At 67.5% G+C, this 17,697-nt stretch carries 17 protein-coding genes; 5 read left to right on the top strand and 12 right to left on the bottom strand.

The window, feature by feature from the left end; genetic code table 11:
* Positions 1-422: chemotaxis protein CheW (locus GRF61_RS18675; RefSeq protein ID WP_169152132.1), on the top strand; the 422-nt coding region annotated here is incomplete at its 5' end.
* A 112-nt stretch (positions 423-534) separates the two neighbouring features.
* Here the strand turns inward: GRF61_RS18675 and GRF61_RS18670 are convergent.
* The 10 genes from GRF61_RS18670 to GRF61_RS18625 form a co-directional block, all read right to left on the bottom strand.
* Positions 535-1,041 (bottom strand): TIGR00645 family protein, encoded by a 507-nt coding sequence (locus GRF61_RS18670; RefSeq protein WP_169152131.1) that lies wholly within the window; start codon positions 1,039-1,041, stop codon positions 535-537.
* A 214-nt stretch (positions 1,042-1,255) separates the two neighbouring features.
* Complete coding sequence (locus tag GRF61_RS18665; protein WP_169152130.1) at positions 1,256-2,050, bottom strand: enoyl-CoA hydratase-related protein; 795 nt, start codon at positions 2,048-2,050, stop codon at positions 1,256-1,258.
* Between the two features lie 64 nt (positions 2,051-2,114).
* The gene (locus GRF61_RS18660) at positions 2,115-2,510 is read right to left on the bottom strand and encodes a RidA family protein (protein ID WP_133595248.1); all 396 of its coding nucleotides are present in this window, start codon (positions 2,508-2,510) and stop codon (positions 2,115-2,117) included.
* Between the two features lie 2 nt (positions 2,511-2,512).
* Entirely contained in the window at positions 2,513-2,968 is a 456-nt protein-coding gene (locus GRF61_RS18655; RefSeq protein ID WP_169152129.1) for a thioesterase family protein, read from the bottom strand.
* A gap of 36 nt (positions 2,969-3,004) precedes the next feature.
* Positions 3,005-4,186, bottom strand: coding sequence for an acyl-CoA dehydrogenase (locus GRF61_RS18650; protein ID WP_133595246.1), 1,182 nt, complete (start codon positions 4,184-4,186; stop codon positions 3,005-3,007).
* 47 nt (positions 4,187-4,233) lie between these two features.
* Complete coding sequence (locus GRF61_RS18645) at positions 4,234-5,385, bottom strand: acyl-CoA dehydrogenase family protein (RefSeq protein WP_169152128.1); 1,152 nt, start codon at positions 5,383-5,385, stop codon at positions 4,234-4,236.
* A 10-nt stretch (positions 5,386-5,395) separates the two neighbouring features.
* Positions 5,396-6,241, bottom strand: a complete 846-nt coding sequence (locus tag GRF61_RS18640) for an enoyl-CoA hydratase family protein (protein WP_169152127.1) — start codon at positions 6,239-6,241, stop codon at positions 5,396-5,398.
* 95 nt (positions 6,242-6,336) lie between these two features.
* Complete coding sequence (locus GRF61_RS18635; RefSeq protein ID WP_169152126.1) at positions 6,337-7,146, bottom strand: SDR family NAD(P)-dependent oxidoreductase; 810 nt, start codon at positions 7,144-7,146, stop codon at positions 6,337-6,339.
* An 82-nt stretch (positions 7,147-7,228) separates the two neighbouring features.
* The gene (locus tag GRF61_RS18630; protein WP_169152125.1) at positions 7,229-9,547 is read right to left on the bottom strand and encodes a bifunctional salicylyl-CoA 5-hydroxylase/oxidoreductase; all 2,319 of its coding nucleotides are present in this window, start codon (positions 9,545-9,547) and stop codon (positions 7,229-7,231) included.
* A gap of 200 nt (positions 9,548-9,747) precedes the next feature.
* On the bottom strand, positions 9,748-10,296 hold the full coding sequence (locus tag GRF61_RS18625) for a MarR family winged helix-turn-helix transcriptional regulator (RefSeq protein ID WP_169152124.1): 549 nt from the start codon (positions 10,294-10,296) through the stop codon (positions 9,748-9,750).
* 164 nt (positions 10,297-10,460) lie between these two features.
* Here GRF61_RS18625 and GRF61_RS18620 point away from each other — a divergent pair, with 164 nt between their 5' ends.
* From GRF61_RS18620 to GRF61_RS18605, 4 genes are all read left to right on the top strand, one after another.
* Positions 10,461-11,462 (top strand): AraC family transcriptional regulator, encoded by a 1,002-nt coding sequence (locus GRF61_RS18620; RefSeq protein ID WP_348982432.1) that lies wholly within the window; start codon positions 10,461-10,463, stop codon positions 11,460-11,462.
* Positions 11,463-11,754: 292 nt separating this feature from the next.
* Entirely contained in the window at positions 11,755-12,543 is a 789-nt protein-coding gene (locus GRF61_RS18615; protein WP_169152122.1) for an SDR family oxidoreductase, read from the top strand.
* Positions 12,544-12,560: 17 nt separating this feature from the next.
* Positions 12,561-13,850 (top strand): styrene monooxygenase/indole monooxygenase family protein, encoded by a 1,290-nt coding sequence (locus GRF61_RS18610; protein ID WP_211166073.1) that lies wholly within the window; start codon positions 12,561-12,563, stop codon positions 13,848-13,850.
* A gap of 328 nt (positions 13,851-14,178) precedes the next feature.
* Positions 14,179-14,694 (top strand): flavin reductase family protein, encoded by a 516-nt coding sequence (locus GRF61_RS18605; RefSeq protein ID WP_169152121.1) that lies wholly within the window; start codon positions 14,179-14,181, stop codon positions 14,692-14,694.
* A 13-nt stretch (positions 14,695-14,707) separates the two neighbouring features.
* Here GRF61_RS18605 and GRF61_RS18600 read toward each other — a convergent pair whose 3' ends face one another.
* Together GRF61_RS18600 and GRF61_RS18595 are read right to left on the bottom strand one after the other, a co-directional pair.
* On the bottom strand, positions 14,708-15,652 hold the full coding sequence (locus GRF61_RS18600; RefSeq protein WP_169152120.1) for a DUF808 domain-containing protein: 945 nt from the start codon (positions 15,650-15,652) through the stop codon (positions 14,708-14,710).
* Positions 15,653-15,987: 335 nt separating this feature from the next.
* Positions 15,988-17,481, bottom strand: coding sequence for an NYN domain-containing protein (locus GRF61_RS18595; protein ID WP_169152119.1), 1,494 nt, complete (start codon positions 17,479-17,481; stop codon positions 15,988-15,990).
* Positions 17,482-17,697 lie beyond the last annotated feature (216 nt).

Genomic DNA, 17,697 nt, shown 5'->3' with positions numbered 1-17,697 from the left:
AGGAGATCATCGAGTACGGCAACCTCACCCCGGTGCCGATGACGCCGCCCTACGTGCGCGGCGTCATCAACCTGCGGGGCGCGGTGGTGCCGGTCATCGACCTGGCGGTGCGCTTCGACCGCCCGCCCCTGCAGCCAGGACGGCGCAGCTGCATCGTCATCGTCGAAGTCGGCAGCGACGAGGGCCAGCTCGTCTTCGGCGCCATGGTGGATGCGGTGAACGAGGTGCTGGACGTACCCGCCCACCAGATCGAGCCTGCCCCCAGCTTCGGCGCCCGCCTGCGCAACGACTTCATCGCCGGCATGGGCAAGCTGGACAGGGGCTTCGTGGTGCTGCTAGATACCGACAAGGTGCTGTCGGTGGAAGAACTGGCGCTGGTCGGCAATCTGGGCGAAGCGCAAAACCTGGCCGACGCGGGCTGAGACCCGGCCTCCATAAGCATACGGCCCGGCAATTTGCCGGGCCGTATGCTTTTTTCCGCCGCGCCCGGGAGGCGCGGGCCGGGGGCACCAGCGCCCCTGTGGCCGCAGGGCCTCAGTGGCTCTTGTAGCTGATCTTGTCCATCAGCGCATACAGCACGCCCGAGGCCAGGAAGGTGATGTGGATGCCCACCATCCAGGCCAGGTGGCGGTCGGTCAGGTTGTCCACGTTCATGAAGGCCTTCAGCAGCTCGATACCCGAGATGGCGACGATGGAGCCGATCAACTTGATCTTCAGGTCGGAGAAGCCGATGTGGCCCATCCAGTCGGGCCTGTCCTGGTGGTTGTGGAGATCTTCCATCTTGGAGACGAAGTTCTCGTAACCGCTGAACATGATGATGACCAGCAGGTTCATGATCAGCGCGATGTCCACCAGCGACAGCACGCCGATGATCATCTCGCCGCCGGTGGCGGTCATGATGTGGTCGAAGAGGTAGAAAACCTCCTTGCCGAACTTCACCAGCAGCACGATCAGCGCCAGCACCAGGCCGAAGTAGACCGGCGCCATCAGCCAGCGGCTACTGAACAGGATGTGTTCGAACTTGCTTTCTAGTCGCTTCATTTATTTGAGGGAGAGGAAATAGTCGGGACGGCGCGGATTGTAGCAGTGCACCATGAGCAGCCGGAACCGCAATGGTCGGCATCCCGTACGGCGCGCCGGCAAGGCGCGCTGCGGCCCGCGGCGCCTCTCCGGCCTTCAGGCCGCCGCCCAATGCAATACGGGCCGGATGACCGGCCCGTTCAACTGCAGCGGTGGCGCGCCGCGCCTGCGCGGCTCAGCGGCCCTTCCACTCCGGCTTGCGCTTCTCCAGGAAGCTCTTGACGCCTTCGTTGCGATCCTCGGTGCCGGCAAGCACGACGAAATTGCGCCGTTCCAGCGCCAGACCGGCCGACAGCGGCACTTCGAAGGATTGCAGCACCGCATCCTTCGCCAAGCGCACGGCCAGCGGCGCCTTGGCGGCGATCTTCTGCGCCAGCGCATGGGCGCGCGCAATGCAGGCATCGTCCGCCACCACTTCGGCGACCAGGCCGGCGGAGAGCGCTTCCGCCGCGGTGAGGAATTCACCCGCCAGCACCAGCTTCATCGCCACCGACTTGCCCACCGCATGGGTCAGGCGCTGCGTGCCGCCGGCGCCGGGGATGATGCCGAGGTTGATCTCCGGCTGGCCGAACTGGGCGCCCTCGCCGGCGATCACGATATCCGCATGCATCACCAGCTCGCAGCCGCCGCCCAGCGCATAGCCACAGACGGCGGCGACGATGGGCTTGGGAAAGCGGGCGACCACGCCGAACAAGCGCGGCCGCTCTTCCAGCAGCACTGCCTGCATGTCCTTGGCGGCCATCTCCGCCAGGTCGGCGCCGGCGGCGAAGACCTTGTCGCCGCCGGTGAGCACCACCGCGCGCACATCGTCGTCGCGCTCGGCCTGTTCCAGCAGGGCGGCAAGACCGCGCAGCAGCGGGGTGGACAGCGCGTTGCGCGCCTGCGGGCGGTCCAGCCGGATTTCGAGCACGCCGGCTTCGGGGCCGGCAACCTGCAGCCCCTCGGCGGCGCTATAGCGTGGAGTCGTCATGTGTCCTCTCTGTACGGATGGATGAAGCGGCGACGAGCACATCGTCCCGCGCCGCGATCCCCGTTCAGTCGGGAATGACCGCGGTGACTTCGATCTCGACCTGGGCTTCGTCTTCCACCAGGTCGGCGACCTGCACTGCGGTCATCGCGGGGAAGTTCTTGCCCATCACTTCGCGGTAGGCGGCGCCGATTTCCTTCAGGCGGGCGTTGTACTCTTTCTTGTCCTTAAGGTACCACGTCATCCGCACCATATGCTCCGGGCCGGCGCCAGCCACAGCCATCACCTCGCGGATGTTGCTGAGGGCCTGGAACACTTGCTGGACGAGGTCGGTGCTCTCGAAGCGGCATTCGCCGTTCCAGCCGATCTGGCCACCGACGAAGATCTGACGGCCGCGGGCTTCGATGCCATTGGCGTAGCCGCGGGGCTTGAGCCAGCCTTCCGGCTGAAGGGTCTTGTGCATCTTCACTTCTCCATGAAACGGGTCACCGCTTGCCTGACGTCTTCCGGCCAGGGAATGGACTTGTGCGTCTCCAGCGAGGTGGCCACCAGAACCTGGCGCGCACGCATGCGCACGCGGTCGTCGCCGACGATGACGTGGCGAAAGATCAGCGAGGAGTTACCCAGCTGCTCCACCGTGAGGTGGAACTGCAGGGTCTCGCCGAACTTGGACGGATGGAGAAACTCGGTATCGAGCTGCACCGTCGGCGTCCCGACGCGGCGCTGCGTGACGAGCTCGGTCCAGGGGTGGCCCACGCTGGCCCACCAATCCTCGACCACGCCGTTCAGCATGCGGAAATAGTTGGGGAAGAAGACGATCCCCGCCGGGTCGCAGTCGGCGAAGCGCACGCCGCGCTCGACAACGAATTCGACCGGTTCCACTTCCAATGCGTCGTCCTGCTGGGTGTCAGTGGTGGTCATGGCGGGTCTCGCTCCTGTTTATGTTTTAGTGGCGCTTCAGTTGGAAAAAGCGGCAATGCCGGTGATGGCACGGCCGAGGATGAGGGCATGCACGTCGTGCGTGCCTTCGTAGGTGTTCACCACCTCCAGGTTCACCAGGTGGCGGGCCACGCAGAACTCGTCGGAGATGCCGTTGCCGCCCAGCATGTCGCGCGCCACGCGGGCGATGTCCAGGGACTTGCCGCAGCTGTTGCGCTTCATGATGGAGGTGATTTCCACCGCGGCGGTGCCGGCGTCCTTCATGCGGCCCAGTTGCAGGCAGCCCTGCAGGCCGAGGGTGATCTCGGTCAGCATGTCGGCCAGCTTCTTCTGGATAAGCTGGTTGGCGGCGAGCGGGCGGCCGAACTGCTTGCGGTCCAGCACGTATTGGCGGGCGGTTTCGTAGCAGGCCTCGGCCGCGCCCAGCGCGCCCCAGGCGATGCCGTAGCGGGCGGAGTTCAGGCAGGTGAAGGGGCCCTTCAGGCCGCGCACCGTCGGGAAGGCGTTCTCTTCCGGGCAGAACACTTCGTCCATGACGATTTCGCCGGTGATGGAGGCGCGCAGGCCGACCTTGCCGTGGATGGCCGGGGCGGACAGGCCCTTCCAGCCCTTCTCGAGGATGAAACCGCGGATCTGGCCTTCGTCGTCCTTGGCCCAGACCACGAACACGTCGGCGATCGGGCTGTTGGTGATCCACATCTTGGCGCCGGAGATGCTGTAGCCGCCGTCCACCTTCTTGGCGCGGGTGACCATGGAACCGGGGTCGGAGCCGTGGTTGGGTTCGGTCAGGCCGAAGCAGCCTATCCATTCGCCGCTGGCGAGCTTGGGCAGGTACTTCTGCTTCTGCGCTTCGGTGCCGAATTCGTTGATCGGCACCATCACCAGGGAGGACTGCACGCTCATCATCGAGCGGTAGCCGGAGTCGACGCGCTCCACTTCACGCGCGATCAGGCCGTAGCTGACGTAGTTCATGCCGGCGCCGCCGTACTCTTCCGGGATGGTGGGGCCGAGCAGGCCCAGTTCGCCCATCTCGCGGAAGATGGCCGGGTCGGTCTTCTCGTGGCGGAAGGCTTCCTGCACGCGCGGCAGCAGCTGCTCCTGGCAGTAGGAACGGGCGGTGTCGCGCACCATGCGTTCGACGTCGGTCAGCTGGCTGTCGAGGTGCAGCGGGTCTGCCCAGTCAAAGTGAATCTTGCTCATCTCTCTATGCTCCTTCGGTCCGGTTGTGTGCGTCCGGTGTTGGGGTCTTACTTCATCAATTCGCGAGCGACGATCAGCTTCTGGACCTCGGTCGCACCTTCGTAAATCCGTAGCGCGCGGATCTCGCGGTAAAGGGATTCCACCTTCACCCCGGTGCGCACGCCCTGCCCGCCGTGGATCTGCACCGCGGCGTCGATCACGCGCTGGGCGTTCTCGGTGGCGGTCATCTTCGCCATCGCCGCCTCGCGGGTGGTCGGCAGCTTCTGCACGTCGCGGCGCCAGGCGGCGCGGGCGGTGAGCAGCGCGCCGGCTTCGATGTCGGTGGCCATGTCGCCCAGCTTGGCCTGGGTGAGCTGGAAGTCCGCCAGCGTGTGGCCGAACATCGGCCGCTTGCGGGCGTGGGCCAGCGCTTCATCCAGCGCGCGGCGGGCGAAACCCAGCGCGGCGGCGGCCACCGAGGAGCGGAAGATGTCCAGGGTGCGCATCGCCACCTTGAAACCCTCGCCCGGCGCGCCCAGGCGGTTGGCCACCGGCACCTTCATGTCGGTGAAGCGCAGGCGTGCCAGCGGATGCGGCGCGATCACGTCCAGCCGCTCGGCGATCTCGAAGCCGGGCATGTCCGGGTAGATCACGAATGCGGAAATGCCGCGGGTGCCGGGCGCCTCGCCGGTGCGGGCGAACAGGCAATACACATCGGCGATGCCGCCGTTGGAGATCCAGGTCTTCTCGCCGTTGATGACGTAGTGCTCACCTTCCAGCCGCGCTTCGCAGGCCATCGCGCCGACGTCGGAGCCGGCGTCCGGCTCGGTCAGGGCGAAGGCGGCGATCCACTCGCCGGAGGCCGTCTTCGGCAGCACATGGCGCTTCATCTCTTCGCTGCCGGACAGGGTGATGGCGCCGGTGCCCAGGCCCTGCATGGCGAAGGCGAAGTCGGCCAGGCCGTCGTGGTAGGCCAGGGTTTCGCGGGCGATGCAGAGCGAGCGGGAATCCAGCGCGTCCAGCGCGCCGCCGTAGGCGGCCGGCACGCAGTAGCGCAGGAAGCCCGCCTTGCCCAGCGCCGTCACCAGCTGACGGCAGGCGTTGTCGGTGTCGTGGTGGTCCACCGCGGGCATGTCGGTGGACGCCCAGTTGAAGATGGCCTCCGACAGCTTGCGGTGTTCGTCGCCGTAGAACGGCAGTTCGAGTATGGAGCGGTCCATGGCCGGTCTCTCAGTTGCCTTCGAACTTCGGTTTCTGCTTGGCGGCGAAGGCTTCGAAGGCGCGGCGGAAGTCGCCGGTCATCATGCAGATCGCCTGGGCCTGGGCTTCGGACTCCACCATTTCCTCGATGCCCATCGCCCACTCCTGGTTGAGCATGGTCTTGGTCATGGTGTGGGCGAACCAGGGGCCGTCGGCCAGCGACTGCGCCAGCGCCTGGGCCTTGCCCAGCAGCTCTTCCGGTTGGTGCAGGGCGCTGAAGAAGCCCCAGGAGAGGCCTTCCTCGGCGCTCATCACCCGACCGGTCATCAGCAGTTCGGTGGCGCGGCCCTGGCCGATCATGCGCGGCAGCAGGCCGCAGGCACCCATGTCTGCACCGGCAAGGCCGACGCGGGTGAACAGGTAGGCGGTCTTGGTCGCCGGGGTGCCGAGACGGAAGTCGGAGGCCAGCGCCACCATGGCGCCGGCGCCGGCGCAAAAGCCGTCGATGGCGGAGATCACCGGTTGCGGCGCGCGGCGCATGGTTTTCACCAGGTCGCCGGTCATGCGGGTGAATTCGACCAGTTCCGGCATGGTCATCTTGGTCAGCGGCTCGATGATCTCGAACACGTCGCCGCCGGAGCAGTAGTTGCCGCCCTCGCCCTGGATCACCACCGCGCGCACGTCGCTCGCGTACTTCAGGTTGTGGAACAGGTCGCGCAGTTCGGCGTAGGAATCGAAGGTCAGCGGATTTTTCTTTTCCGGACGGTTCAGGGTGATGGTGGCCACCCGGCCGTCGGCGCTGCATTCCCAGCGGAAATGGCGCGCCTGGTAGTCCTTGAAAGGACGCTTGTGATCTTGCATGGACAATTCGGCCATGGTGGTCTCTCTCTCCTCTCTCTTTTGAAGCGGGATGAAAACGGTTCTCCGGGTCTGCGCCCGCGGAGCCGGTTCGCTTGCGGCGGCGGGCGCGTTCAGCCCGCCATCACCTCGCCACCGGCAACGGGCACCGCCTGGCCGTGGATGGCGGCGGCGGACGGCAGACAGAGCCAGCCCACCGCGGCAGCGACGTCTTCCGGCTGCACCAGGCGACCCTGCGGGTTGCTGGCCGCCAGCGTGGTCTTGGCCTCGTCGGCGCTGCGGCCGGTCTTGGCGACGATGTTGTCCACCGCGCCGCCCAGCAGCGGCGTGTCGGTATAGCCGGGGCAGACCGCATTCACGGTGATGCCCTGCTTCGCCACCTCCAGCGCCACCGCGCGGGTGAAGCCGATGACGCCGTGCTTGGCGGCGCAGTAGGCGGACACGTAACCGTAGCCGATGAGGCCGGCGGTGCTGGCGATGTTGACGATGCGGCCCCAGCGCGCCGCCTGCATGCCGGGCAGCACCGCGTGGGTGCAGTTGAAGGTGCCGGTGAGATTCACCGTGAGCATCTCCTGCCACAGCTCCGGCGTGGTCTTGGTCACCGGCGCGCTCTTGGCCGCGCCGGCGTTGTTCACCAGGATGGCGACCGCTCCGCGAACTACAGCGGCGGCTTCCATGGCGGCGCTGACGCCGGCCAGGTCGGTGATATCCGCCACCGCGACGCCGTGGCCCTCGCCCGCCAGCTTGGCGAGCGTGGCTTCCAGCGGCGCCGGCCGGCGGCCGAGCAAGGTCAGGGTGGCGCCCAGGCGGGCGAGTTCGAGGGCGATCGCCTCGCCGATGCCGCTGCCCGCGCCGGTGACCACCGCATGGCGGCCGGCGAGCGGCAGGGCGTTCTCTCTGTCGTTGTTGGAGGTTGCGTTCATTGCGCTTCCCTTTCCTCGCGTCCCGGTTGGCTTGCCGCAGCCCCGGATGGAGCGGCGGCCGCCGAGTATTGCAGCCTGCGGCTTACTTGCCGAGGGCCGCGTAGCTGCGCTTCAGGTTGGTTTCGTACTGGCCGCGGCCGGAGATGTACTGCTTCGGCCAGGCGATGCCCTTGTACTCGATCTTGGCCGCTTCGTGCAGGGTCCAGGCCGGGTCGGCGAGGTGCGGACGGGCCACCGCGCAGAGGTCGGCACGGCCGGCGGAGATGATGCTGTTCACATGGTCCGCCTCGAAGATGGCGCCCACGGCGATGGTGGGGATGCCCACTTCGTTGCGGATGCGGTCGGCGAACGGGGTCTGGAACATGCGGCCATACACCGGTTGCTCGCCCTTCCACACCTGGCCGGAGGAGCAGTCGATGATGTCGGCGCCGGCATCCTTGAACAGGCGGGCCAGTTCCACCGCGTCGTCGGCGGTGTTGCCGCCGGGGAACCAGTCGTGGCAGGAGAAGCGCACCGACATCGGCTTGTCCGCCGGCCACACTTCACGCATGGCCTTGAACACTTCCAGCGGGAAGCGGGCGCGGTTGGCCATGCTGCCACCGTACTCGTCGCTGCGTTGGTTGGTCAGCGGCGACAGGAAGCTGGACATCAGGTAGCCGTGGGCGCAGTGGTATTCGAGGATGTCGAAGCCGGCTTCGGCGGCCATCTTGGTGGAGCGGACGAAATCTTCCTTCACCCGGTCCATGTCGGCGCGGGTCATCTCGCGCGGCACCTGGCTGTGCGGCAGGTAGGGCAGCGGCGAGGCGGAGTACAGCTCCCAGGCGCCGGCTTCCAGCGGCTGGTCGATGCCTTCCCAGGCCAGCTTGGTCGCGCCCTTGCGGCCGGCGTGGCCCAGCTGCACGCCCATCTTGGCGCTGCTGTTGGCATGGACGAAATCGACGATGCGCTTGAGCGCGGTGACATGCTCCGGCTTGTACAGGCCCAGGCAGCCCGGGGTGATGCGGGCGTCCGGCGAGACGCAGGTCATCTCGGTGTAGAGCAGCCCGGCGCCGCCCAGGGCGCGGGAGCCGAAATGCACCAGGTGGAAGTCGTTGGCGGTGCCGTCTTCGGCGGAGTACATGGCCATCGGCGACATCACCACCCGGTTCGGCACCGTCAGGCCGCGCAGCTTGAACGGGGTGAACATCGGCGGCGGCACCGGCTTGCCTTCCTCGACCTTGACGCCAGCCTTCTCGGCGAACCACTTCTCGAAGCCGCCCAGCCAGGCCGCGTCGCGTTCGCGCAGGTTCTCATGCGAGATGCGCTGCGAGCGGGTGAGCATGGAGTACATGAACTGCTCCGGCTCCATGGTGTTGCAGTAGCGGGCGTCGCACACCTCGAACCACTCCATGGCGTTCCAGGCGGCGTTCTGCAGGCGCAGCACATCGATGCCGCGCACTTCCTGGTAGCGGGCCAGCACCGCGGGAATGTTGTCGACGGTGTCGCCCTCTTCCTGGAACAGCTTGGTGAGGTCGATAGCGTCTTCCAGCGCCAGCTTGGTGCCGGAGCCGATGGCGAAGTGGGCGGTGTGCACCGCGTCGCCCATCAGCACCACATGGCTCTTGCCGTTGAAGTGGTGCCACTGCTCGCACTTCACGCGCTGGAAATTCAGCCAGGCGGAGCCGCGCAGGTGGCGGGCGTTGGTCATCAGCGGGTAGCCGTCGAGGTGCTTGCCGAAGAGCTTCTCGCAGAATTCGATGGATTGCTGCTGGTCGGCCTTGTCGAGGCCGTGAGCCAGCCAGACGTGTTCGGGACATTCGACGATGAAGGTGGTGGTGGTGTCGTCGAACTTGTAGATGTGAGCCTGGAACCAGCCGTGTTCGGTCTCTTCGAAAATGAAGTTGAAGGCATCGAACAGCTTGTTGGTGCCCAGCCAGATGTAACGGTTGGGGCGGGTGACGATGTCCGGCTTGAAGACATCTTCGTAACGGTTGCGGATCTTGGAGTTGATGCCGTCGGAGGCGATGATCAGGTCGGCATCCGGGAATTCCAGGTCGGAATCCACGTCGCGCTCGAACACCAGTTCCACGCCCAGCTCTTCGCAGCGGGCCTGCAGAATGTTGAGCATGTGCTTGCGGCCGATGCCCACGAAGCCGTGGCCGCCGCTGCGAATCAGCTGGCCCTTGAAGCGCAGCTCGATGTCGTCCCAGTGGTTGAACGCGACCTGGATGGCATCGGCGGTCACCGGATCCCATACCCGCATATTGTCCATGGTGGCATCGGAGAACACGACGCCCCAGCCGAAGGTGTCGTAGGGCTTGTTGCGCTCGACCACGGTGATCTGATGGGCCGGGTTCAGCTTCTTCATCAGGATCGCGAAATACAGGCCCGCGGGGCCCCCACCGATACACACGATGCGCATGCTGCTGCTCCTATGGTTATGAGGTCGGACCCGTAATCACGCTGCCGGTGACCACGCGCCGGAACGACGAGGGGTTTTGGCTTGCTCGTTTAATGAAGAATATTTCACTTCTAAACTATTAAGTCAACACTCACTGGTCGCCGGGATTTGTCCTGGATCAAATGTCCTGCAGAAGTCGCTTTATCGGTGTGTGAATAGGCTCAGGCGGGAGGAGAAAGCGTGCTCTCGCCGTCGCTTGCATCGCTCGGCGGCTGGGCCGGATGCAGCGCCAGCAATTGGCGCAGCATGCGCAGCAGCAGTTCGCCCTTGCGCCGGCCGAAGGGCTCCAGCACCGCTTCCTGGTGGCGGCTGGCGCGCTCGCGCAGGGCGTCGGTTAGACGGTGGCCCTTGGGCGTGATCTGCACCACCGTCTGGCGGCGGTCGGCGCGCACCCGGGCGCGAGAGACCAGGCCTTCCGCCTCCATCCGCTGCAGTACCTTGCTCAGCGTGGGTTGCTTGGTCAGCGTGAGCTGGCTCAGCAAGCCCACGCTCTCGCCCTCGCTGCCCTCCAGGCTGGCGAGCACCCGCCATTCGGTCACCGACAGGCCGGCATCGTTCACTTCGCGGTGGAACTCGTGGGAAATGCGGCTGCTGGCCTGGGCCAGCAGGAAGGCGAGGTAGCTGTCGACGAAGCGCTCTTCGTCGGGCGCAGCCTCCCGCGCCGGGGCTGGGCGGTCTACCGGAATCGGCTTGCCGGTTTCTTGCTGCATGCTCTATTCCTCAATTAGCGCCTGGGGTGCCGGGGGAGACTACCGGCGCGCTTGCGATCCGCGCAGCTTTGCTTATAAATTGTTTAAGTCTATACGTTATCTATTGTGGAGCGTGCAATGCAACAAGCAATTACCCTGCCGCTTGCCGTTCCGGGGCTGTGTCGGTGAACGGCCTGCACACAGTCGAGCCGCTGGCCGCCTTTCCGCTGTTCAGTTCCAGCGATGTGGACGAGGCGCGCGAGAAGGTTGCCCGGGTGTTCTGCCCCCACGACCTGCGCCAGGTCTCCGGCCGCCAGTCTTTTGCCTCGCGTCACAACCTGGTGCGCCTGGGCGAGACCGCGCTCAACTTCCTCACTTACGGCACGGATGTGGACATCCTGCCGGGCCAGCTGAAGGAGTTCTACCTGGTGCAGATCCCGCTCAGCGGTGCCGCCCAGGTGCGCTGCGGCGGCGAGGCGCTCACCTCCTCGCCGGACCTGGCCTCCATCCTCAACCCCGACGGCGAGGTCGAGATGCGCTGGCGCCACGACGCCCGCCAGCTGATGCTGTGGATTCCGCGCAAGGCGCTGGAACGCCGGCTGGCCGACCAGCTCGGCTTCGAGCCGGAGCGCCCGCTCGCCTTCCAGGTCGCCCTCCCCCGCCGCGAAGGCCTTACCCAGAGCTGGTGCCGCATGGTGCAGGACCTGGCGGTGAACATCGACCAGTGTGGAGCCGACTGGCTGCGCTTCCGCCCCACCGTCAGCGCGTTGGAGGATTGCCTGCTGCGCGGCCTGCTGCAGCTGCACCAGCACAATTACAGCGAACGCCTGGCCGCGCCGGCGGAGGCCGGGCCGCCGCGCCATGTGCAGCGGGCGGTGGATTACATCCACGCCCATGCATCCGACGCCATCAGCGTCGGCGACATCGCCCGCTCCGCCTGTGTCAGCGTGCGCGCGCTGGAGGAAGGCTTCCGCCGCCACTGCGGCAGTTCGCCGCTCAACTACCTGCGCGACGTGCGCCTGGAGCGGGTGCGCGCCGCGCTGCAGGTGGCCGGCCCCGAAGGCAACTCGGTAACCGATATCGCCCACCGCTACGGCTTCTACCACCTCGGCCGCTTCTCCGCCTACTACAAGGGCCGCTTCGGCGAAACGCCTTCGCAGACCGCCGGCCGCAACCGCCGCAGCTGAGGCGCCCGCCCTGCTCCCGGCGGCCTGAAGCCGCTGCGGCGATGCGCCAAAGGCATGGGCACCGCAGTGGTGCGGGCAGCACTGCCATCGGCTGATCCACATTGCGCGGCACAGCAATTCCATACGCATCAAAAACCCGCCAAACCCCAGCAAATACGCACTATCCGGGTGCGTTTGCGACGCGCATTCCGGATACCGCGGTCGCGCTTTCCGGATAGCCGCGTCATCCGCCGGCAATGAAAACTGTTCTCCAGCGACGCCGCAGACAGGCGTCCCCAACTGGAGAGCGGACATGAAAGGAATATCCGGCAAGACCGCCATCGTCACCGGCGGCGCCACGATGATCGGGGAGGCGGTTGCCCGCGCCCTGATCGCCGAGGGCGCCAGGGTGGTGCTGGCGGACATCGACACCGCCAAGGGCGACGCCGCCGCGGCCCGCCTGGGCGCCAGCGCCCGCTTCATCGCCACCGACGTCACCGATGACAAGCAGATCGCCGCCTGCGTCGCCGCCACCAAGGATGCCTTCGGCGGCATCGACTTCCTGGTGAACTGCGCGTGTACCTACGCCGACAACGGCGCCTCCTCCAGCCGCGCCGAGTGGCTGCAGGCCTGCAATGTGAACCTGGTGGGCGCGGCGATGATGCTGCAGGCCTGCCAGCCGGAGATGGCCGCCCGCGGCGGTGGCGCGGTGGTCAACTTCCACTCCATCTCCGCCCATGCGGCGCAAAGCGGCCGCTGGCTCTACCCCATCACCAAGGCCGCGCTGGTGCAGTTCACCCGCACGGCGGCGCTGGACCTGAAGGGCGACCGCATCCGGGTGAACGGCGTGTCGCCGGGCTGGACCTGGTCCTCGGTCATCGAGGCCCTCAGCGGCAACGACAAGGCCAAGGCCGACGCTGTGGCGGCGGACTACCACATCCTCGGCCGCCTCGGCCTGCCCGAGGAAGTGGCGCAGGTCGTCCTCTTCCTGCTGTCGGACAACGCCAGCTTCGTCACCGGCGCCGACTACGCCTGCGACGGCGGCTACACCGCCCTCGGCCCGGAAGGCCCCGGCGCCGCCATCACCCGCCTGATGAACTGATCACCCGGAGCCCCACCATGAGCGTCACTCCCATGTCCGAAACCAAAGTCACTCCCCGCAGCGTCGCCATCGTCGGCGCCGGCCAGGCCGGCCTGCTGCTGGGCTGCGCCCTGCTCGACCAGGGTTACCAGGTCACCATCGTCACCAACCGTAGCGCCGAGGAAGTGTGGAACGGCAAGGTGATGTCGTCCCAGTTCATCTTCGATCCGGCGCTCGCCATCGAACGCCGCTTCGGCATGAACCAGTGGGAAGACGAATGCCCCTGGACCGACGGCATCAGCTTCTCGGTGCCGGCGCCGGACGGCAGCGGCACCCAGGCCATCCACTGGCATGCCTTGCTGGACAAGCCGGGCCAGTCGGTGGACCAGCGCGTCAAGATGCCCGGCTGGATGAAGGAATTCGAGCGCCGCGGCGGCGACCTGCGCATCGCCAACGTCGGCGTGCCGGAACTGGAGGCGCTGGCCGCCAGCCACGAACTGGTGCTGCTGGCAGGCGGCAAGGGCGAGATCGTGAACCTGCTGGGCCGCGACGAAGAGCGCTCGCCGGTGAAGCAGCCGATGCGCGCCCTGGCGCTCACCTACGTCACCGGCATGAAGCGCCACGACTACCCGGAGTGTGTGAACTTCAACCTCATCCCCGGCGTCGGCGAATACTTCGTCTTCCCTGCCCTCACCACCAAGGGCAACGGCGAGACCCAGGCCTGCGACATCATGGTGCTGGAGGGCGTGCCCGGCGGTCCGATGGACTGCTGGGCCGGCCTCAGCCCGGAGCAGCACTTCGAAGCCAGCATGAACGTCCTCAAGACCTTCGTGCCCTGGGAATACGAGCGCAGCCGCGACTGCCAGCTCACCGACCCGAACGGCATCCTCTCCGGCAAGATCACGCCTATGGTGCGCAAGCCGGTGCTCACCCTGCCCTCCGGCCGCAAGGTCATGGGCATGGGCGACGCGGTGCTGGTGAACGACCCCATCACCGGCCAGGGCTCGAACAACGCCACCAAGGGCGCCGGTGCCTACTACGACGCCATCGTCGCCCGCGGCGCCCTGCCCTTCGACGAAGCCTGGATGCAGGGCACCTTCGACGCCTTCTACAACGGCTATGCCAAGGAAGCGGTGCGCTGGACCAACAGCCTGCTGTTCCCGCCGCCCGACTTCCGGGTGAACCTGCTCGGCGCCGCCCAGCAGTTCCCCGGCATCGCCGCCCGCATCGCGGATGGCTTCAACGATCCGCGCGACTTCGCGCACTACTGGTACGAGGCGGCGGATGCGGACCGGCTGATCGCCAGCGAGGCGCAGAAGGCGGCGTAAAGCAGTAGCGGTTCAGAGAGGTCGAACCCGCTGCAGGCCCCTCTTCGCTCCCTCTCCCCTCGCGGCAGAGGGAGCGAAGAGGGCGAGCGCCCGTTCAGGGTGCCAGTGTGACCTGGCGCCGTCCCCCTCTCCCCCGGCCCATCTCCCGCGAGGGGCGGGGAGAAAGGCGTCGCTCGCCCCTTACTCACTGCAGAGAGAAAAGGCCTTGGGGGATGCATGCGCTGCCCACGGCGGAGAGGCGGTGCCCCGCGCAAACTCCGCCTGGCCGCCCACCACCCCAACCACACCAGAGCCGGCCCCGATCCGGCCATCCCAGAGGACAAGCACCATGTTCGATCCCCGCGCCTTCCGCGACGCCCTTGGCCACTTCGCCACCGGCGTCACCATCGTCACCACCCGCGACGCCGAGGGCGAGCCGGTGGGTGTCACCGTGAACAGCTTCGCCTCGGTATCCCTGGAGCCGCCGCTGGTGCTGTGGAGCCTGGCGAAAAAATCCTGGAGCCTGCCGGCCTTCCAGCAGGCCGGGCACTTTGCGGTCCATGTGCTGGCGAGCGACCAGCAGGCCCTGTCCGACCGCTTCGCCCGTGCCTCCACCGACAAGTTCGGCGGGCTGGACGTGGTCGAGGGCGAAGGCGGCGCGCCGCTGCTGGCGGGTTGCGCGGCGGTGTTCGAATGCAGCGTGGAGCATCGCTACGAGGGCGGCGACCACCTGATCCTGGTCGGCCGGGTGCTGAACTTCTCCAGCGCCGAGCAGGCGCCGCTGCTGTTCCACCGCGGCCGCTACGCGGTGCCGGACACCGAAGGGCTGGCCTTCTTCGGCCGCCGCCTTGCCGGCGCGGCCTGAACCGGGGGGAAACTCAGGCGCGGCGGCGGAACAGCCTCTGCGCCAGGCTGACGCCGGCCAGCACCAGCGCACCGGCCAGCACGCCGAACAGGCCGTTCAGCAAAGCCGGCGTCAGCGCTTGCAGCAGACCGCCGACTCCACCCACGCCACCGGCCACCTCGGCCGCATGCTCGATGGCGTGATGCACTGGCGGCAGGCCATGCACCAGGATGCCGCCGCCGACCAGGAACATGGCGATGGTGCCCAGCACCGACAGACTCTTCATCAGGTAAGGCGCGGCGGCGAGGATGCCGCGGCCGAGCGCGCGCGGGAAGCTGCCGCTCAGCTTGCTGAGGTAGAGGCCGGCATCGTCCAGCTTGACGATGCCGGCGACCAGGCCATAAACGCCCACCGTCATCACCAGCGCGATGGTGGTGAGTACCGCGAACTGGGTGCCCAGCGGCGCCTCGGACACCGTGCCCAGGGTGATGGCGATGATCTCCGCCGACAGGATGAAGTCGGTGCGCACCGCCCCCTTGATCTTGTCCTTCTCCAGCGCCACCAGGTCCACCGCCGGATCGCTCAGCGCAGCCACCCGCTCCTGGCGCTGGGCCTCGCCGGCGTGCGCCTCTTCGCCGTGGCCGCCGAAAAACTTGTGCGCCAGCTTCTCGAAGCCTTCGAAGCAGAGGAAGGCGCCGCCCACCATCAGCAGCGGCGTCACCGCCCACGGCGCGAAGGCGCTGATCGCCAGCGCCGCCGGCACCAGGATGGCCTTGTTGCGCAGCGAGCCCAGCGCCACCGCCCACACCACCGGCAGCTCGCGCTCCGCCTTCACGCCAGTGACCTGCTGGGCGTTGAGGGCGAGGTCATCGCCCAGCACCCCGGCGGTCTTCTTGGCGGCCACCTTGCTCATCAACGAGATGTCGTCGAGCAGGGTGGCGATGTCGTCTATCAGGGCAAGCAGGCTGGAACCGGCCATTTGGGAGTATCCGCGCGGGGTGAAGTCGGGGGCGCCAGCTTATGACAAGCCGGGCGGCCGCGCTGGGCTTTTTCTGCCCTGCAGCATCGCCCCTTTTGGCACCCGCCCGGGTCGCCACTTCCCGCCGCACGGGGGCTGACTGGGCCGCGCCCACGGCATTCATCCTCCGCAAGCCTGCAGAGAAAACGGGAGAGCTTTCGAGCTGGCGCCGGGCAAGCCGGCCCCGGGGCCTTGCGCTCGGATCCAGCCGGGCCCGCTGGAGGGCGAGACCCGAGCCTCCCGACGAACCCTGCCCCCCCCCACAGCCCGGCTGACGACCGGCCCCGGTCAGGCCTTCACTGGCCGGCGATCCACTTGCGGATGGCGCCATCGGTGGCCCAGTCGATCATCATCTGCTCGCGCAGGCACAGGGAACGCACGTTGTCCGCCAGCTTGCGGCTCAGCGAGGCGACGTCGTCCTCGCCCTGACCGAACACATGGCCGCGGAACAGCAGGCCGCGCAGCACGAAGGTGACGTCCGCGCGGCTGATGTGGTGGCCAGCGTCGCGGCAACGGTCGCGCACCCGCTTGCCGGTGTCGTTCAGCTCGAAGGACTCCTCGGCGAGATCGGCGGCGATGGCCTCGAACAGCGCGCGGTAATCGGCCGGATGCAGCAGCGGCACACCGGTCACCTCGTGGATCTGGCGGGCGATGCCGAACAGCTCTTCCTCGCCCTGCCAGGCGGTGGTGCCCGGCCGGTTCTCGCCGCCCTCGGTGGCATGGCGGGCGGGGTCGTAGGCGTAGCCGCCGGAGCCGCGCCAGTTGAAGGTCACCGGCGACAGGTCCAGCGACTCGACGAACTTGCGGAACACGCCCTTGCCGTTCCAGTCCGCCGCCAGGCCGTCGTAGCGGCTGGTGAGCAGCGAGGCCAGGCGGGCGCAGGGCACCGGCTGGGCGGACTGGGCCACGGTGGCCTTGATCAGCTCCGCCATCTCCTCCGGCTCGGCATCCACCTTGCCGCGCTGTACCACCGGCGCCTCATGGCGGGCAGGATCGTAGATCACCCCGCCGCCTTCCCAACTCACCTTGAGCGGCGAGAGGTTCATCACCTCCACCATGCCGCGGAAGTTGCCCAGGCCGCTCCAGCTGGCGGCATCCACGCCGTCCAGGCGGGACAGCACCAGCGCCGCCAGCTTGGCTGCCGGCACCGGGTAGGCGGACTCCTCCACCGTCTGCCGGATCAAGCGGGCGGCGGCGGCGAGCGTCTCGGCGCCATTGCTCTCCGGGTGCGCTTCGGCCGGCATGCTGATGCCCGCGCCGAGGTCTTCCTCGCTTGCGCCCAGCGCCTCGCGCACGAAAGCGTCCTGGTCGATCAGCAGGTCGGCCGAGGCGCGGTAGGCGGCGGAGGGGAAACCGATGGCGAGCACGGTGGTGCGGCGGTCCCAGCGGCGCAGCTTGCGCAGCACCGGGGTGAAGTCGGCGTCGGCGGAGAAGACGATGAACTCGTCGTAGTGCGCCTCGTGCTGCAGCAGGTCGATGATGTCCAGCACCATGTGGATGTCGGTGCTGGTCTTGCCCTCGCCGGTCAGCGCCGGGCAGTCGATGATCTCGAAGCCCGCCAGGTTGAAGGACGGGCGGAAGCGCTGGTAGGCCTGCGGATTGAGGTAGCAGCGGCGCACCAGCACCCGGCGGCGGGCGTCGGCCGGCATGTGGTCGGGCACCGCCAAAGTGTTCACCACCCAGTCCATCCAGGCCATGGGCTGGCGGGCGAAACGGTCGGCAATGGCCGGATCCAGCTTGCGCAGGCCGGAATAGACGTTGTCGAAATCGACGAACAGAGCACTTTTCATTCGGACAGCTTCCTGCAGGGTGGCCGCCGCCTCGCGGGCGCGGCCATGTTGGCTGGCGCGGGTACCTTCCCGGCGCTGGCGAAGGCGCCGAGGATACCGCTTCCGGGTTTGCCGTGCTTTTGCAGACAGGGGAACGCCGCTGCGGCTTTGCTTACAAACCGGGGCTTGAGCCGGGCAGCAGCCAGCGTCAAGAATCGCCGCCGCCCTCGCCCTCCC

Source organism: Azoarcus sp. TTM-91 (assembly GCF_012911025.1).
Lineage (GTDB): Bacteria > Pseudomonadota > Gammaproteobacteria > Burkholderiales > Rhodocyclaceae > Azoarcus.
Note: the sequence above shows the minus strand (reverse complement) of the source record. Positions and strands in the feature narration are given on the sequence as shown.

Excerpts from the sequence above, each read along its gene's own strand:
- GRF61_RS18670 (WP_169152131.1), bottom strand. The coding sequence starts at position 1,041 with ATGAAGCGACTAGAAAGCAAGTTCGAACACATCCTGTTCAGTAGCCGC.
- GRF61_RS18665 (WP_169152130.1), bottom strand. The coding sequence starts at position 2,050 with ATGACGACTCCACGCTATAGCGCCGCCGAGGGGCTGCAGGTTGCCGGC.
- GRF61_RS18660 (WP_133595248.1), bottom strand. The coding sequence starts at position 2,510 with ATGCACAAGACCCTTCAGCCGGAAGGCTGGCTCAAGCCCCGCGGCTAC.
- GRF61_RS18655 (WP_169152129.1), bottom strand. The coding sequence starts at position 2,968 with ATGACCACCACTGACACCCAGCAGGACGACGCATTGGAAGTGGAACCG.
- GRF61_RS18650 (WP_133595246.1), bottom strand. The coding sequence starts at position 4,186 with ATGAGCAAGATTCACTTTGACTGGGCAGACCCGCTGCACCTCGACAGC.
- GRF61_RS18645 (WP_169152128.1), bottom strand. The coding sequence starts at position 5,385 with ATGGACCGCTCCATACTCGAACTGCCGTTCTACGGCGACGAACACCGC.
- GRF61_RS18640 (WP_169152127.1), bottom strand. The coding sequence starts at position 6,241 with ATGGCCGAATTGTCCATGCAAGATCACAAGCGTCCTTTCAAGGACTAC.
- GRF61_RS18635 (WP_169152126.1), bottom strand. The coding sequence starts at position 7,146 with ATGAACGCAACCTCCAACAACGACAGAGAGAACGCCCTGCCGCTCGCC.
- GRF61_RS18630 (WP_169152125.1), bottom strand. The coding sequence starts at position 9,547 with ATGCGCATCGTGTGTATCGGTGGGGGCCCCGCGGGCCTGTATTTCGCG.
- GRF61_RS18625 (WP_169152124.1), bottom strand. The coding sequence starts at position 10,296 with ATGCAGCAAGAAACCGGCAAGCCGATTCCGGTAGACCGCCCAGCCCCG.
- GRF61_RS18615 (WP_169152122.1), top strand. The coding sequence starts at position 11,755 with ATGAAAGGAATATCCGGCAAGACCGCCATCGTCACCGGCGGCGCCACG.
- GRF61_RS18610 (WP_211166073.1), top strand. The coding sequence starts at position 12,561 with ATGAGCGTCACTCCCATGTCCGAAACCAAAGTCACTCCCCGCAGCGTC.
- GRF61_RS18605 (WP_169152121.1), top strand. The coding sequence starts at position 14,179 with ATGTTCGATCCCCGCGCCTTCCGCGACGCCCTTGGCCACTTCGCCACC.
- GRF61_RS18600 (WP_169152120.1), bottom strand. The coding sequence starts at position 15,652 with ATGGCCGGTTCCAGCCTGCTTGCCCTGATAGACGACATCGCCACCCTG.
- GRF61_RS18595 (WP_169152119.1), bottom strand. The coding sequence starts at position 17,481 with ATGAAAAGTGCTCTGTTCGTCGATTTCGACAACGTCTATTCCGGCCTG.